The sequence below is a fragment of the Rhizorhabdus dicambivorans genome (assembly GCF_002355275.1).
GTDB lineage: Bacteria > Pseudomonadota > Alphaproteobacteria > Sphingomonadales > Sphingomonadaceae > Rhizorhabdus > Rhizorhabdus dicambivorans.
Genome location: NZ_CP023449.1, coordinates 4234598 through 4249691 on the forward strand (window position 1 = coordinate 4234598; position 15094 = coordinate 4249691).

15 protein-coding genes are annotated in these 15094 nt (G+C 62.5%); all 15 read right to left on the bottom strand.

Features of this window, described 5'->3' with window-relative positions:
* Positions 1-117: 117 nt before the first annotated feature.
* Positions 118-915, bottom strand: a complete 798-nt coding sequence (locus CMV14_RS19895; protein WP_066966171.1) for an enoyl-CoA hydratase-related protein — start codon at positions 913-915, stop codon at positions 118-120.
* The gene (locus CMV14_RS19900) at positions 915-2543 is read right to left on the bottom strand and encodes an AMP-binding protein (protein ID WP_176489123.1); all 1629 of its coding nucleotides are present in this window, start codon (positions 2541-2543) and stop codon (positions 915-917) included. The genes CMV14_RS19895 and CMV14_RS19900 overlap by 1 nt, the downstream gene beginning before the upstream one ends.
* A 100-nt stretch (positions 2544-2643) precedes the next feature.
* On the bottom strand, positions 2644-3633 hold the full coding sequence (locus tag CMV14_RS19905) for an HpcH/HpaI aldolase/citrate lyase family protein (RefSeq protein WP_066966177.1): 990 nt from the start codon (positions 3631-3633) through the stop codon (positions 2644-2646).
* Between the two features lie 18 nt (positions 3634-3651).
* Entirely contained in the window at positions 3652-4209 is a 558-nt protein-coding gene (locus CMV14_RS19910; RefSeq protein WP_066966180.1) for a hypothetical protein, read from the bottom strand.
* A 51-nt stretch (positions 4210-4260) separates the two neighbouring features.
* Positions 4261-5385 carry an amidohydrolase family protein gene (locus CMV14_RS19915; RefSeq protein WP_066966182.1) on the bottom strand — a complete coding sequence of 375 codons (1125 nt, stop codon included), beginning with the start codon at positions 5383-5385 and terminating at the stop codon, positions 4261-4263.
* A gap of 133 nt (positions 5386-5518) precedes the next feature.
* Positions 5519-5965 (bottom strand): hypothetical protein, encoded by a 447-nt coding sequence (locus CMV14_RS19920; protein ID WP_066966185.1) that lies wholly within the window; start codon positions 5963-5965, stop codon positions 5519-5521.
* Positions 5966-6653: 688 nt separating this feature from the next.
* Positions 6654-7478 (bottom strand): SDR family NAD(P)-dependent oxidoreductase, encoded by an 825-nt coding sequence (locus tag CMV14_RS19925; RefSeq protein ID WP_066966188.1) that lies wholly within the window; start codon positions 7476-7478, stop codon positions 6654-6656.
* 151 nt (positions 7479-7629) lie between these two features.
* Positions 7630-8358, bottom strand: coding sequence for an IclR family transcriptional regulator (locus CMV14_RS19930; protein WP_083215977.1), 729 nt, complete (start codon positions 8356-8358; stop codon positions 7630-7632).
* A 38-nt stretch (positions 8359-8396) separates the two neighbouring features.
* On the bottom strand, positions 8397-9014 hold the full coding sequence (locus CMV14_RS19935; protein WP_192876299.1) for a TetR/AcrR family transcriptional regulator: 618 nt from the start codon (positions 9012-9014) through the stop codon (positions 8397-8399).
* 180 nt (positions 9015-9194) lie between these two features.
* Positions 9195-10109, bottom strand: coding sequence for an aromatic ring-hydroxylating oxygenase subunit alpha (locus tag CMV14_RS19940; protein ID WP_066966197.1), 915 nt, complete (start codon positions 10107-10109; stop codon positions 9195-9197).
* 328 nt (positions 10110-10437) lie between these two features.
* Entirely contained in the window at positions 10438-11577 is a 1140-nt protein-coding gene (locus CMV14_RS19945) for an acyl-CoA dehydrogenase family protein (RefSeq protein ID WP_066966200.1), read from the bottom strand.
* Between the two features lie 115 nt (positions 11578-11692).
* Positions 11693-11872 (bottom strand): hypothetical protein, encoded by a 180-nt coding sequence (locus tag CMV14_RS19950; protein WP_066966203.1) that lies wholly within the window; start codon positions 11870-11872, stop codon positions 11693-11695.
* Between the two features lies 1 nt (position 11873).
* Entirely contained in the window at positions 11874-12713 is an 840-nt protein-coding gene (locus CMV14_RS19955) for an enoyl-CoA hydratase-related protein (protein WP_066966205.1), read from the bottom strand.
* Entirely contained in the window at positions 12710-13657 is a 948-nt protein-coding gene (locus tag CMV14_RS19960) for an acyl-CoA dehydrogenase family protein (protein ID WP_066966208.1), read from the bottom strand. Before CMV14_RS19960 ends, CMV14_RS19955 begins: the two co-directional genes overlap by 4 nt.
* Positions 13657-14802, bottom strand: a complete 1146-nt coding sequence (locus CMV14_RS19965; protein WP_066966211.1) for an acyl-CoA dehydrogenase family protein — start codon at positions 14800-14802, stop codon at positions 13657-13659. Before CMV14_RS19965 ends, CMV14_RS19960 begins: the two co-directional genes overlap by 1 nt.
* Positions 14803-15094: the final 292 nt, after the last annotated feature.

Sequence of the window (15094 nt, forward strand, 5' to 3'; positions counted from 1 at the left end):
GCATTTCCCTCCATCGAGCAACGGGAAAACGCCGTTGAACGACTTCGCCGTCTTGCTTCCTGACCCGCGGCTATTGGGGGCGGCCGGCTTCCCGTAACGGCCAGGGCTCAGCCGCGACTATTTCACAAATTTGGCGAAATCGGGCCGACGCTTCTCCACGAAGGCATTGCGTCCCTCCATGGCCTCATCGGTATCGTAGTAGAGCGCCAGGGCGGAGGACGCGAACGCCTCCACGCCGCGGAACTTCTCGGATGCCATGTTGAAAGACTGCTTGGCGAGCTTGATGGCGGTCGGGCTGAGCTGGGCAATTTCCCTTGCCCAGGCGCGCGCCTCCTCGATCAGCCTTTCCTGGGGGACGACGGCATTGACCAACCCCATTTCACGCGCCTCGGCCGCGCTGTACTGGCGACACAGGAACCAGATTTCGCGCGCCTTCTTTTCGCCCACCAACTGGGCGAGATAGCCCGTACCGAAGCCGGCATCGACGCTGCCGACCTTCGGGCCGATCTGGCCGAACCGCGCCTGATCCGAGGCGATCGTCAGGTCGCAGATCACATGCAGGACATGGCCCCCGCCGATCGCATAGCCATTCACCGCCGCGATCACCGGCTTGGGAATGTCGCGGATCACCGAATGCAGCGCCTCGATATCTATGCCCAGGTCCGAACGCGCCTCGCGCTGGCCCGCATAGCCGCCATGCTCCCGTCTGGACTGGTCGCCGCCCGCGCAAAACGCCTTGTCGCCGGCGCCGGTGAGGATGACGCTGCGCACCGACCGATCGGACCAGGCGAGCATGAACGCCTGGGTCAGTTCATGCACGGTGTGTCCCGTGAAGGCGTTGAGCACCTTCGGACGGTTGATCGTGATCGTCGCGAAGCTTTCGGACACTTCATAGATGATGTCGTCGAAGTTCATCAATCGTTATCCGTCGTGATGAGTTGGTTGCGAATGACGAACCGCTGGATCTTGCCGCTGGCGGTACGGGGCAGATCGTCAGCCACCGTCAGATATTCGGGCCAATATTGCTTGGTCACGCCCAGTGCCTCGAGATGACGGACCACCTCCTTCAAGCTTATTTCCTGCCCCGGGACGCGTGGCACGAGCACCGCGTGGCAACGTTCGCCCAGCCGGGCGTCGGGAACACCGACGATCGCCACCTCCTTCACTGCAGGGATGTCGCGGATGAGGTTCTCGATCTCGATGATGGGAATATTCTCGCCACCGCGAATCACGATGTCCTTGGAGCGCCCGACGATCCGGACGTAGCCCTCCTCGTCGATCTCGCCGATGTCGCCGGTGTTGAACCAGCCATCCTGAAACGAAGCGGCGTAAAGCTCGTCGTTCATGAACAACCCGACATGCTGGCCGGTGGCGCGAAGCTGGAGGTGGCCTGACGTACAAAGCGGCAGGGGGTCGCCCGCACCGTCGACCACGCGTACCTCCACCCCGTCGACGGGCTTGCCCGCGCTCGATGCGCGCCTCTCGGGGCTGTCGGTGAAGCGGCCGATCGTGGTGATCCCGGCCTCGGTCATGCCCCAGCTGGGAATCAGCTGCGCACCTAGCAACCGGCTGGTCCTCCCGACCAGCTTGGGCGGGATCGGCGCGCCGCCGCACACGAAGCAGCGAAACGACGAGGTATCATATGTGATCCGCTCGGCCGCATCGCAGGCATCCTCGGCAAAGGAAGCCGTGCCCATCGTCCAGGTCACCCGCTCGCGCTCGATGATGCGCAGCATCTCTTCCGGGTTCCACATATCCTGGAACACCATCCTGCACCCGCAGATCAGGGGCATCTCCAGGCCGAAATAGAAGCCGGTCGCATGCCCCAGCGGCGAGGACATGAGGACCACGTCCCGGCTACTCATCCCCATCGCGCCGAACGAGTTGGCCGTCGCCCGGTAGATCGAGTTGAAGCTGTGGAGGATGGCCTTCGGCTCGCCCGTTGTCCCCGAGCTGAACAGGATTGCCTCGACATCGTCGGGATGCGGCCGGAGCCGATCCAGGTCCGTGCGCGCGGCTTTCTGGACGGTGACGCCCGCCAGCTGGCTTTCCAGCGACAGCCCGGGTTCGTCATCGTCGATCAGGATCAGATGTTCGAGCGTTGCGAGCTCATCCCGCAACTCGGCCAGCATCTTGCCCGGCTCCGTCCTTGGCGTTCGCTTCAGCGCGATGCAGACGCGGCTTTTCGTCCGCTCCAGCATGAAGCGGACCTCGCGCCTGCCATAGATCGGCATGATCGCGTTCGAGATCGCCCCGATCCGGATGGTCGCCAGATGGGCAATGGCGAATTCCCAGCGATTGGGAAGTTGAAAGGATACGAACTCCCTCGGTCTGACCCCGAGCTCGATGAGCCTCAGCGCCAGCCTGTCGACCAGTTCGGCCATCCTGCCATAGGTGAGGGTCGCGGGTTCCGGCCTGCCGGCCAGATAGCTGACCAGCGCGATGTCATCCGGCCGGCTGCCGGCGAGGTCCAGAAAGTCGTCCAGGGTCGTCGAAGCCCGCCCTTCGCGCTTCGGATAGTTACGCGCCTTGATGGCCGTCATCGCATCCATTTGGCGGCTTTCATTGACAGGAGCGGGAGGGACGGTCGATCCGCCCCGCGGCCTCCCATCCTTCGCACCGGGCTCCAATGATCCGGACAGTTCAGACATGAGCGGTGCCGGCATTGCCGACCCTCTCCGCTTCCGCATCCTTTACCAGGCCGCCGACCTGATCGAGCTTCATCCGGCGCTTTTCGAGATTGGGCCGCACCCCGAAGCGCGCCGCCAGATCGAGACGAAGGCGGCCCCACAGCAGCTTGTTGCGGACATACCATTTGCCGTCGATCTTGACGTCGTCGTCATGCTCCTCTTGCAGCGCGACGATCTCGCCCCAGAAATCGACTTCCTCCTGGGGCGGCGTGAAGACCCGGTTGACGATATCGATATAGGTGGGTTCAGGGCTGCACAACGATCCGAAATAGCCGATCTGGCGGTTCTGGATCAGGAAGCTCTCCAGCCCCTCCAGATCGTCCATCGCGTTCCAGTTGCTGCAGACCGGCCACTGCATTCCTGCTGACCGGGCATCGAGAACGATCTTCTGGCGGATATACAGGGTCTCGGTACACTCGCGGGTCCACTGATAGCCGATCGACCGTGCCGGGTCGCCGTTCGTGTTCGTGCCCGAAATCATATATTCGACGCGGTCGGACGCGCTGGCGATTTCGTACGCGACCCGGTGTCCGTTCGCCGTCTCGAGCAAGGGCAGGATGCAGATGGCACCCTGCCGCAGGCCCGCGCGCGCCTCCATCAGGTTCAGCAGATAATCGCACTTCCGGAGGTCCTCGTCATTGCGGACCTTTGGAACCATCACGCCATAGAGATTGGGCGATACGATCGCTTCCAGATCGTCCAGAAACGCCGGATCGTCGACCGTGCTGGTCCGCACGAAGGTCGGCTTCTCCTTGCCGCGCTCATCGATGACCTGGCGGATATTGCTGCGCGCGATATCCTTGAAGCGGGCCGGGCAATGATCTTCCAGTTCATGGGTGACCGCATCCGCCTTGCTCAGATAGGCCGTCCGCAGCTCGTCGATGTCATTCCCTTCCTTGAGGTTCAGACATATCGACCTCAGAGGGCGGCGGTTTCTAGCCATGCCGGTTCGTCCACTTCATCACCACTCGGTTCCCGTCTGGCGGCGGTACGCCTCCACCTGTTCAAGCGTCCGGAAGACCACCGCCCTTCCCCTGGTATAATCCTCGCGCAGGGGCAGGATGGGGACCGTCACCTCGGCCTTGCCACTTGCGACCGCCTCCACTTCCTTCCGGAAGTCCCGATCGAAATTGGCCTGGTCACGCTCGTCCTCGAAAGTCGGGACCATTCCCGACCGGTTGTCGAACATGAAGAAGACGGTCGCCCCTTCCAAACCGAAGACGAGATTACCGCTGACCTCGTTCGGCGGGGAGACATAGAAATCACCGGCCGACATCCACCTGTCGTCGTGCATGACGGTGCCCGACAGCACCACCATCATCGTGGTGGTATCGAACGAGCGCCTGCCCGCCACCCGATCGCCGATTTCCCGATCCGCCTTGATGGCGATGCCGACTGGCGAGTCGGGGCTGTGCGACTTTCCGATGAAGATGCACCGGGACCAGAGGCCTCCCGTCCGCACCCAGCTGTCGTCGATCTCGTTGAACCTCGCGATATCCACCGATCGCCGATCTGACATTATCCTCTCCTGAAATTCCGGGTGCGAACTGCGTTGACGCCTGTCTGCGGCCTAGAAGCCGTACAGGTCGGCGGCGGTCTGGTAGACGATCTTGTCCCGGACGGCGGTGTCGACACCGGCGAACATGTCGTCACACATCTGGCGGGAGTTCGGATAGGTGCTGATGCCATGCGGGAAATCGGTCTGGAACATCAGCGTGTCGGTTCCGAGTAGGTCATGCGTGCGGATGGCGACCGTGTCGCGCAGGAAAGTAAGCTTGATGTTACGCTTGAAATAATCGCTGGGCTTTTCCGGAATGCGACCTTCGAAGTCCTTCACCGCGACATTCTGATAACGCAGCCACTCGAAGTCTGCACGTTCGAGAACATGCGTCGCCCAGCCTGCTTCGTTCTCCGCCGAGATGAACTTGAGCTTCGGATGACGTACGAACACGCCGCCGAAGATCATGTTCAGCATGGGTCGTACGAAGACCTCGTATTTGAGTGGCGACTTGGTCGGGTTGCGCCCGCCCGATACCTGGATAAGGCTGGTCTTCTTGTTCCGCTCGCGCGCGGTGCCGGCATGGATGTTGATCGACATGTCGTTGGCGACCGCGGCCTCCCACAGCACGTCCATCCCGCGTTCATGATATTGGGGCACACCCTCGCCCGCGACAGTCGGGATCATGATGCCGACATGTCCGAGCTTCTTGGCCCGCTCCAGTTCCTCGACCGCGAGCGCCGGATCGTCGTTCGCGAGCATCGCAATGCCCTTGAACCGGTTCGGGTGAGCGCTGCAGAAGTCGGCGAGCCAGTCATTATAGGCGCGGAGCAAGGCCCATTTGAACTCGGCGTCATCGATTCCATAGAAGCCCAGCCCGAAGGTGGGATACATCACCTCGCCCCAGATCGTGTCGCGATCGATCTCCTTGATCCTGGCATCGGGATCATAGGCCGATGGAGGGATGTCCTCCTCCCACCGTCCGGTCTGGCGAACCTCGCTGTTGCCGCGGAAAACGCCGGCCGCGGTACCGATCGGCGGCATCTCGATATCCTCGCAGACGAGCTTGTCGCCATCGTCGCCATGGAGCAGGCGGGGCGCGCGGTCGCGGAACTTCGCCGGCAGGCGCTCCTGCCACAGGAACCAGGGCTCGATCACATGGGAGTCGGATGAAATGATCTTGTAATCGCTGCTCATAACTTTCCTTCCATTGGTCTGCGGTGGTCTGCGGCCCCTGTCGGCCAGCTCATACCGCTTTGAATATTTGGCCCGGACACGGTCGCGGAGGCGTGCTTCGCCTCAGTCCCGCGTCGCGCGCGAGGCGCCGGCTTCACCGGTCCAGCACATTCCCATGAACCTCGTTCCAGTAAGCCATCTCTTCCGGTTCGTCGTAGACGGGCCGGGCGCCGTGATGATCGCCGAAAATCTCGAGGAATATGCAGCCCTCGCCGGTGACGGTCGCGTCGCCATAGTTGGTATCCGCCGGCACGATCTTCGCCTGGCCAGGGCGCAGCCATATCCCGTCCATGTACATGCCGCCCTCGACGACGAGATTGATCGCGTCGCACGAATGGGAATGTCGCCCACGCAAAGGATCTCCCGGGCCGCTGTTCAGCCATATGATCGCCGCAACCGGCGCATCCTGGTCCCCGTCCGGTCCGAGCGAGATGGTGCATGTGCGGGCGTTCAGTCCCCGCTTGGACCATTTCAGGTGCGGGTCGCGGACATTGGAATAGAACCCGCGACCCTCTTGCTTGGCTTTGACGATGTCGCTCACCCCGACCTCTCCGGTTGTTAATCATTATGTTCGCAATCGTTCCGCGAATCAATGCCTGCTCTTCATACATGGCTTGGCACCATCTGGGATACCAGGTGCGATGAAATTACAAATATGATCCACCCTCAATTGGCTTTTCGCTTCCCTATTTTCAGTACAAATTACTGATTTTATCTGATAAAATTTGGAAGAATAGGAATTTGGAATGAGATATGGCTGCCTCCGCCGGATTCCTAGGAGCAGCTGATGGCCACCTTTCCCCGATCACCACCCCGACGGAGTTCACCATTATGTTATTGGATATTTACACCCTGTGAGTCGTTCTTACCATGTCCCGTCAGACCGTTCGGATATGCGCTCCAGACGGTTCGGATTGCCGAGAAGGGAGAACAGACGCGAACGCCGCAGGTCATCGAGCCTGCTCTTCGTGCATTCGTCGAATTTCAGGTACAATCTGGACTGGCCGACAGGATTGCTGGCGTGCCCAAGGGCGAAGCGAACGCTCCCGAGCGGACTCAATGCCGGTCATGTCATCGCCGACAAGGCCTGCGACACTTACGCGATCCTCGATGTCGTCGAGGCCTCCAGCACTCGGCCGATCATTCCACAGCGCGTCGGCATGCCGCGAAAACGTGCGTCGGTGGAGGCGCGAAGCGCTTCCTCTACCGATCCTGCTCCAGCCTCGATGCTACGAAGGTCGAGCCAGCTGGCTCCGATAGAAGCCGTCATTGTTGCGAGCTTCGGCCATCTGCGGTGCGTGATCGAGCAAGCCGCCGTCCACCTGTAACAGCTGGGCAGTGATGTAGAAGGCGTCGTCCGAAGCCAGGAAGGCGACCGCCTTCGCGATGTCCTCGGGTACGCCGAGCCGCGGCAGCATGCAATGTTCGGCGAGGTTCTTCAGCGAGTGCGCCGCCGTTCGCGCGACGGCGTCCTCGCCCAGATGGATGCCGGGCAGCACAGCGTTGCAGCGGATATTCTGCTTGCCATATTGGGTGGCGATGTACTTGGTCAGCACGTTCACGCCGCCCTTCGACGCCGCGTAGGCGTTGGACATCAGATAGCCGGCCACGGAAGCTGCGGACGAAATGTTGATGATCGAGCCACCGCCCCGCTCGATGAGGTGCGGAATGGTGAATTTGCTCGTGAGAAAGACGCTCCTGAGGTTGACGTTCATGGTGCGGTCCCACAGCGCCGGGTCAAGGTCCGCGAGCTGGATCTGATGTTCCTGGCCGAGCAGGCCGGCGTTGTTGACCAGCACGTCGATCCCCCCCTTCTCCCTGACCGTAAAGGCCGCCAGGTCGCGAACCTGCTCCTCCTGGGTAACGTCGGTCACATGGGCGATCGCGTCGCCGCCGCTCGCGGCGATTTCGTCGCACCGCCGCTCGACCCCCGCCGCATCGATGTCGGACAGCACCAGTTCCGCACCGCGCTCGGCCAGCAGCTTCGCCATGCAGCCGCCCAGATTGCCGGCGGCACCCGTCACGATGATCACTTTTCCAGATAGGTTGGTCATGCTGTGTCTCTCCTCGATTGATGAAGCCGCGACCACGCGGCCGATATTGGTCTTTGAATATTGGCCGGTGAGCCGGGCCGATCCCCGCCAGGCCGAAGCATCCCGGAAGGGCTGGAGGCGTCTCGCCCCCTGTCCCAACACCGTCACGCGGCTAGCTCACCGCCTTTTTCAGGAGCTCGACGAAACGCTCGCAATCATTCTCGATCCGGTCGATCGGCGCTCCGATGCCGATGGCGAAGGGCGGCTCATCCACCAATGTGCCGATCGGCACGGCGACGACGCCCGCACCGGGCGTTGCCGATCCCTTGGTGACGAAATAGCCAAGCCTGCGCCCCTCGTTCACACCGTCGAGAACCTGGGCCTCCGAGAGCAGCGGGCTGCCCTCTTCGCGTTCCGCGTTCAGCCGGCGGACGATCGCACGGATCTCGCGATCCGTCTTGCTGGACAACAGTGACCGCCCGATCGCGGTGGTGCATATCGGCCGCCGCGCGCCCTGCTTCATATGGAAGCGCACCGGGTTGGTCGCGGGCAGGACCTTCGCGTAAACAGCCTCCAGCTTGTGCATGGCGCCCAGAATGATCATGTCACCTGTGGCCGCGCTCAAGCTGCGCATCGCCTGCGTCGGGTTTCGCCCGCCATCGGTTTCCTCGACCAGCCATGCGCCGAGCAGTGCGATACGAATGGTCGGCCGGAACCTGCGATTATACGCGTCGTAGGTCAGATATCCGAGCGACGCGAGCGAACGAAGCAGGACGGAAGTGCTCGACTGCGGATAGCCAAGCGCCTGCCGCACCTCGTCGGCGGATGCCGCGCTCTGCCGCTCCGCAAAATATTCGAGAACCTCGAACACTCTCGCTGCTGATTTGACAACGTTGTCCATGGTCCTGTTCCACTAAGCCAGCAATCAGATGCCGACCGCTATTGGCCGGGGATCAAACCCGCCATAGCGGTCCGTTCCAGAATACCCTTGGCATCCTGATCGAGATCGAGATCACCGATGTGAAGCGCAACGTAGGTGATCTCCATGAGTACAGCGTAGATGGTCGCCAGAAGCTCGCGCGTGGAGGTCTGCGGCCGGATCTGCGCGAGGCACCTGAGCCACTCCGACAGGCTTATCTCGCTGGCAGTGTCGATCTGCCGGGCGGCCGCGGGAGACAGATATTTATATTCGGCCAAGGTGATCGGGGCCTGCGCGCCCCACGCGCCGAAAGCGAAATTTATCCGCACCCTCACCAGTTTCCGCAAAGTGGCATGGGGATCGCCATGATGGTGGTCGATCGACTCCTGTATGGCCTGCAACCGCATCTCCATGCCGGTCAGGCAAAGCTGGTCGAGAATATCCTGTTTGCTGTCGAATATCCTGTAGAGTGCCGGGCCGGTCGTCCCCGCGGCCTCGGCGATCTCGTCAATGGACGTGGCGGAATAGCCCTTGGTCAGGAAGAAGCGGGCGGCAATGAGCAGAAGCTTCTCGCGCCGATCGAGGCCCGGCTCCCTGCCGGCTTCGGCGTCCAATGGTTTCAGAGTGTTGCGCGGCACGGCATGGAACCTCGATGGACGGCATGGCAGGATCGCCGGTTATACGGCCATAAACGCACTCGGTAATCCGCTTTCGTTCGCATCACGCGCACTCGATCGTCAGCCTCGGCGGCGCGGCGCCCCGGCGACACGGGTGGGCGAGGCGGCCGATCCACCGCTATGCCCGCCTCTCTGAGGACGCTATTCCGCCTGCACCGAGCGCTCGAGCTCCCTCATGGTGACGCGCGGATATTTGAGAACCGAGCGCATGAAGCGCGTCATGGCGCGATCCGACGGCACCATGAGGAGGTCCTCGAGCCGCATATTGTTCAGGATCGGGGTGTCCTCGTCGAGGATCTGGGTGTGCATCGCCGCCTGCCGGTCGAGGAACTCCACGGCTCCCGCTTCCTTGGTCGTGATGATGGTCAGGAAAAACCGGGTCCCCAAACGCACCGAAGGGACGCTCGCGGCGATATACCATTTGAGCCGCCCGCCCTGATCGCCCTTGGTGCGCAGCGAATTCACGCCATAGACATAGATTTCCAGGCGCAGCCCGCCGGCCGCCTTGTCGCCCATGTCGGCCTCCCACGACATGCGGCGCCGATAGGGATCGATTTCCTCGACTTCGGAATTGGTGATGTTGACCTTGTGGAGGAACCGCAGGTGCACGATGTCGAAGACGTTCGTCGTGGACATCCAGGGCTCGGATACCAGCTTGTCGCTGAGCTGCACCTCGTAGGAGCGCGCGACGTGCTTTTCCTCGTCGAAATCCTCGAAGGTCTGGAGCTCGTAAAGGGGCGCCTTTCCGAAGAAGACCCAGATCAGCCCGAATTGCTCCCGCGAAGGGAAATGAAACAGATTGGCGCGCCTCGGAATCTCGTCGCCCGCGGGTATATGCTTGCACCGGCCGTCATCGCCATAGGTCCAATGGTGGAACGGGCAGCGAATGCCGTTGCCGACGACCTCGCCTCCCACGCTCAGGTCCGCGCCCATATGCTTGCAGAAGGCCGACATCGCCCTGATCACGCCGTCGTCCCCGCGATAGAGGACGATCCGGCCGTCGCCGATCTCGCAGCCCAGGACCTTGCCCTCCGGCACGCTCGACGACAGGGCCACGGGATACCAGCACTGATGTGCGCCAGGGCCTAAATTCCACACCGGTTCCCGCCCCGCAGAATCTTCGGCCGGGTCAGCCACCGCAGGCACAGCCATTTCCCTCTCCCTCAACCAGCCACATGGGGAACCACGCGCCGGCGTTACCGCCATGCCCCGCCAGTCCAATTTATGTTATTCAACGTTTTCAGATTTGCAACAGATATATCCGGAGAATATACTATATAAATACAGCTATTTAATCTGTTAACGTCAAAATGGTTTATTATCGTTATCGTATTTCTCGAATCGGCGGCCAGTAGGAGCCAAGCGGGTGCATGTACGGCATCGGCTAAAGCGAGCGACCAATGATCATCCGGCAGATTTCCGAGGAACCCCCGAAAATGCGACGGACCCGGCTGTCGACGTACAGGCGCGAAATGGGATATTCGGTCATGTAGCCATAACCGCCGAACAGCTGGAGGCACTTGTCCATGACCTTGCTGTTGTTCTCGGTGGCCCACAGCTTGATCATGGCCGCCTCCTCGACCGTCAGCGTGCCGTCCTCGATCTTGGCGAGGCACTGGTCGTGGAATGCCCAGCCGAGCGCCAGGCTCGTCTTGATATCCGCCAGGGTGAACTGGCTGTTCTGGAAATCGATGATGCGCTGTCCGAAGGCCTGCCGCTCCTTGGCATAATCGACGGTAAGCTCGAACGCCCGCTGGCTTTCCCCCAACGCGCGCGAGGCGATCGTCAGCCGCTCGCGCGGGAGTTCCTCCATCATGATCGCGAAGCCGCACCCCTCTTCCCCCAGCAGATTGCCGGCGGGAACACGGACATCGCTGAAGAACAGCTCCGACGTATCGGCCGATTTCTGCCCAATCTTGTCGAGGTTACGGCCACGCTGAAACCCGGGCCGGTCGGCCTCGACGAGGATCAGGCTGATTCCCTTGGCGCCCTTGGCCGGATCGGTCTTGCAGGCCAGCACGACGAAATCGCAATTCTGGCCATTGGTGATGAAGGTCTTCTGGCCATTGATGACATACTCCCCTCCTTCGCGGCGGGCTGTCGTCCGGAGCGCCTTGAGGTCGCTGCCGCAGCTCGGCTCCGTCATGCCGAGCGCACCGATCGCGTCGCCGGAAACCATGGGCGGCAACCACCGCCGCTTCAGCTCCTCAGATGCGTGCTTCAGAAGATAATAGGCGACGATATCCGACTGCATGAAGATGCCGAGGCTCGACGCGCCGATGCCATAGCCGCCCTCTTCCGACAAAATTATGTTGTAGAAGAAATCGGCGCCCGGGCCGCCATATTCCTCCGGAATGCCGCAACAGAGCAGCCCTTGAGCACCGGCTTTCTTCCAGAAGGCGCGCGGGACGATGCCGTCCTGCTCCCACTGCGTGATGTTGCTCTCTACTTCCTCCCGGAAGAAGCGCCTCGCGCTGTCGCGGAACATCTCATGATCGCTGCTGTAAATCTTACGGTCGTGCATATGTGTCACCTGACCCGGGGAAAAGGGGCTCGCGTCGCCATGTCGATGAAAAAAGGCCATGAGGGTGCGCGACGATCTCGCGCGTCCCGCGCCATCCCGAATATCGTCGTCGCGCTCAATTGCGGTGCCGCTTGCGGAATTCGCTCACCCGCAGGCCTTCGCCATCCGGCGGGCCGACGACGATATTGGTCTTGCCGATCCGCTCGAACAGTTCGGCGTGCCGGATCGCGTGATAGGGATCGCGTGCCCAGACCGATGTGGCGCCGATGCCATCGAACCGAATGATATAGGACATCTCACTGATCCTCCGAAGGATCGCCACTGGAAGCCGATTGCCGCCCCAGGGCGCCGGTGAAGTTTCCGCGCCGCTTTTCCAACACCGCGGCGACCGCTTCGAGGTGGTCTGGCTGCTGGTGCAGGGCCGCCTGCATCGCCGTGGCCTCGTCGAGTCCCCGGCCGAAACTCGCCTCATCCATCCTGCGCAGGAGCTGCTTGGTGCCGCGCAGCGCATTGGGCGGAAGCGCGGCGATCCGCTCCGCCACCTGCATCGCCGTCTCCATCAGCCGGCCTTCCTCCGCGAGGACGTTCACGAGCCCCCAGTCGAGCGCCTTGCGCGCGGCAACGGGCTCGGCCGTCAGCATCATCTCCTTCGCGCGCGCATGACCGATGACGCGCGGAAGGAACCATGCCCCGCCGTCGCCGGACACCAGCCCGACGCGCACGAAGCTCTCGGCAAAGGAAGCGTCCGGTGCGGCGACGCGGATGTCGCACATCGCGGCGAGGTCGCATCCGGCCCCGATGGCATGGCCATGGACGGCCGCGATCGTGACGACGTCGAGGTCGTAGAACGCCCGCGGGATCTGCTGGATGCCCTCCCGGTACCAGGCCTCGAGCTGCGACTGGGTCAACTCCTGGCCGACCGTCAGATCGCGAAGCTCATGCAGGTTGCCGCCCGAACAGAAGCTCTCGCCGGCGCCGACAATGACGACGCAGCTTACAGAGCTGTCGGCGTCCGCCTTCCTGGCACCGGCGACCAATGCCTCGACCACATCACCCGACAGGGCATTTCGCATCTCGGGACGGTTCAGCGTCAAGGTGACGATGCGTCCGGATCGTTCGTACAGTACAGCTGTCACCCCAGGCCTCCGTCGGCGATACGCGGCCAGAGCCGGCCGGGGCCGGCAAGCGCCGCCTGCCCCAGCATATTGGCCCAGAAGCTTTCGCCTCCGAAATCCTCCCGCCATCGCCACAGCCGGCGCGTCAGGCGCGCCAGCCCATATTCATCGGTGTAGCCAATGGCGCCATGCACCTGATGCGCATGTTCCGCGACGATCCCCGCCGCGACACCCGCGCGATATTTCGCCGCCGCGGTCGTCGTCAGGTCCGGCGCCGCTCCCCTGCGGACGCTCAGTATCGCCGCATCGACGATGCCGGTGGCCGCAGCCGCTTCGGCCCCCATTTCGGAGAGGAGATGCTGGATCGCCTGATTTTTCGACAAGGGGCGCCCGAACTGCTCGCGCTGCCCCGCGAATGCGATGGTCATGGCCAGCACTGCCTCGATCGCGCCGCAGATCTGCGCTGCCCGCGCCAGGGCCGCGAATGCCAGCCCTCCATCGGCCTGCATCTCCCCCTCGGCGACAGGCGCATCACGGAGCCGCGGCACCGAGATCAGCGCATCCTTGCCGATGCTCGTAAGAGCACAACCCTGCCAGGGCCCGCGGTGGAGCGAAACCGATCGATCGCGGATGCAGACGACATGCTCCACGACATCGCCGAAGGCGACGCCGCGCTGCCAACCGTCGATGAAGATGCCCATCCGCCCCGACGGCACCGGCAAGCCGGCCTCGCTCAGCAACCAGGCAGCCGCCAACGTGTCCGCCAGCGGCACCGCAGCGGCATGCGCGCCGGCCAGCCAGATCAGCCCGAAGCCCTCCTCGGGCGCCATGTCGAAGCCGCCATCGGCTTCGCCGGCCCACAGCCGGGTCAGGCCATTCTCCTCCAACGCCCTCCAGAGCGCATCGGGCGCATCCGCGAAATCGGACAGGATCCGCGTCGCCGTTTGTTCGAGCAGCACGTCCATCAGCGCGCACCCAACTGGCGAGCGATGACACCCCGCAAAATCTCCGTCGTTCCACCACGCAGGGAATGCGACGGAAGACGCAATTGGGTCTCGTCCCTAAGCGAAAGCAGATCGGCAGGAATTTCCGTTTCGGGCTTCGAGGCGATGGCGTCGCGGATCGCCGAGAAGAGGCGCTTTTCGAAGGCATTGCCCAGTTGCTTGACGATGACGGCCTCGGTGCCGGGATCCTCGCCGTTCTGGAGGCGCAGGGCTATGCCGCGCGACATGGCGCGCAAGGCCACCAGCCGCGCGATCAGATCGCCCAGGACGATCGGCGAGATTCGATCGCGGATGGTGTCCAGCGCCGCTTCGAGCATGATGAAAGTCGTCAGGAAACGCTCGGGCCCCGAACGCTCCATCGCCAGCTCCCCCATGCATTGCGCCCATCCTTCACCCTCGGCGCCGAGCAGCGCGTCGGCGGGAAGTTCGACGCCGTCAAAGACGACTTCGTTGAAATGGACCGCTCCGGCGATATCGCGGATGCCGGACACATCGACCCCGGGCCGCGACAACTCGACCAGGAATTGGGAAAGGCCGACGTGGCGGTTCCTGCCTTCGGGCGGCGAGGTTCGCGCAAGGACGATCATGTAACGGGCGATGTGCGCTCCGGTCGACCAGATCTTCCTCCCCTGCAGCACCCAGCCGCCCTGCGTGCTCGTCGCCTTCGTCTGGATCGCCGCAAGATCGGACCCCGCTTGGGGTTCGCTCATGCCCACACTGAAATAGCATTCCCCCGACGCTATCTGCGGCAGGATCGAAAGCTTCTGCTCCTCGGTTCCATATCTGAGGATCTGCCCGGCGGACTGGCGGTCGGCGATCCAGTGCGCCGCAACCGGCGCACCGGCAGCAAGCAACTCTTCGGTCACCACGAAACGGTCGAGCGCTGGCCGCCCATGTCCGCCATAGGCCTTCGGCCACGTCATGCCGATCCAGCCCTCGCGGCCCAGCTTGCGACTGAACTCGGGTGAAGCGCGACTGACCCAGCAATCGGCACCGGGGACAAAGCCTCCGATCTCCCGTTCCCGCTCCAGGAAAGCACGAACACGACCTCGCAAAGCGCCCTCGGCGGCCGGTTCCGCCACCATCGGAAAATGGAAGCGCCTCATCCCCTTCCACCCTCGGCGAAAGGGAAATTCCCTGCCCGCACACCGTTCCAAATGTTAGTGAACGTTTTCATTATGTGTTCGCACATAAATGTAGACCCTATGGGGTGCAAACATATTTTTATTATCGATCGTTCAGAACGATCATGAAGACGCAGGGAAGACGTCGTTTGCCAATTACCCCACGCTGGAAAATGGCTGCGGGGCACGCGCTTGGCCGCATCCGCACAGCATCGACCGCCATCTGGCCGATCATGCCCTTGCGGCCCGCGTCCAAGAATATGTTGATGATCGA

Excerpts from the sequence above, each read along its gene's own strand:
- CMV14_RS19895 (WP_066966171.1), bottom strand. The coding sequence starts at position 915 with ATGAACTTCGACGACATCATCTATGAAGTGTCCGAAAGCTTCGCGACG.
- CMV14_RS19900 (WP_176489123.1), bottom strand. The coding sequence starts at position 2,543 with ATGACGGCCATCAAGGCGCGTAACTATCCGAAGCGCGAAGGGCGGGCT.
- CMV14_RS19905 (WP_066966177.1), bottom strand. The coding sequence starts at position 3,633 with ATGGCTAGAAACCGCCGCCCTCTGAGGTCGATATGTCTGAACCTCAAG.
- CMV14_RS19910 (WP_066966180.1), bottom strand. The coding sequence starts at position 4,209 with ATGTCAGATCGGCGATCGGTGGATATCGCGAGGTTCAACGAGATCGAC.
- CMV14_RS19915 (WP_066966182.1), bottom strand. The coding sequence starts at position 5,385 with ATGAGCAGCGATTACAAGATCATTTCATCCGACTCCCATGTGATCGAG.
- CMV14_RS19925 (WP_066966188.1), bottom strand. The coding sequence starts at position 7,478 with ATGACCAACCTATCTGGAAAAGTGATCATCGTGACGGGTGCCGCCGGC.
- CMV14_RS19930 (WP_083215977.1), bottom strand. The coding sequence starts at position 8,358 with ATGGACAACGTTGTCAAATCAGCAGCGAGAGTGTTCGAGGTTCTCGAA.
- CMV14_RS19945 (WP_066966200.1), bottom strand. The coding sequence starts at position 11,577 with ATGCACGACCGTAAGATTTACAGCAGCGATCATGAGATGTTCCGCGAC.
- CMV14_RS19950 (WP_066966203.1), bottom strand. The coding sequence starts at position 11,872 with ATGTCCTATATCATTCGGTTCGATGGCATCGGCGCCACATCGGTCTGG.
- CMV14_RS19960 (WP_066966208.1), bottom strand. The coding sequence starts at position 13,657 with ATGGACGTGCTGCTCGAACAAACGGCGACGCGGATCCTGTCCGATTTC.
- CMV14_RS19965 (WP_066966211.1), bottom strand. The coding sequence starts at position 14,802 with ATGAGGCGCTTCCATTTTCCGATGGTGGCGGAACCGGCCGCCGAGGGC.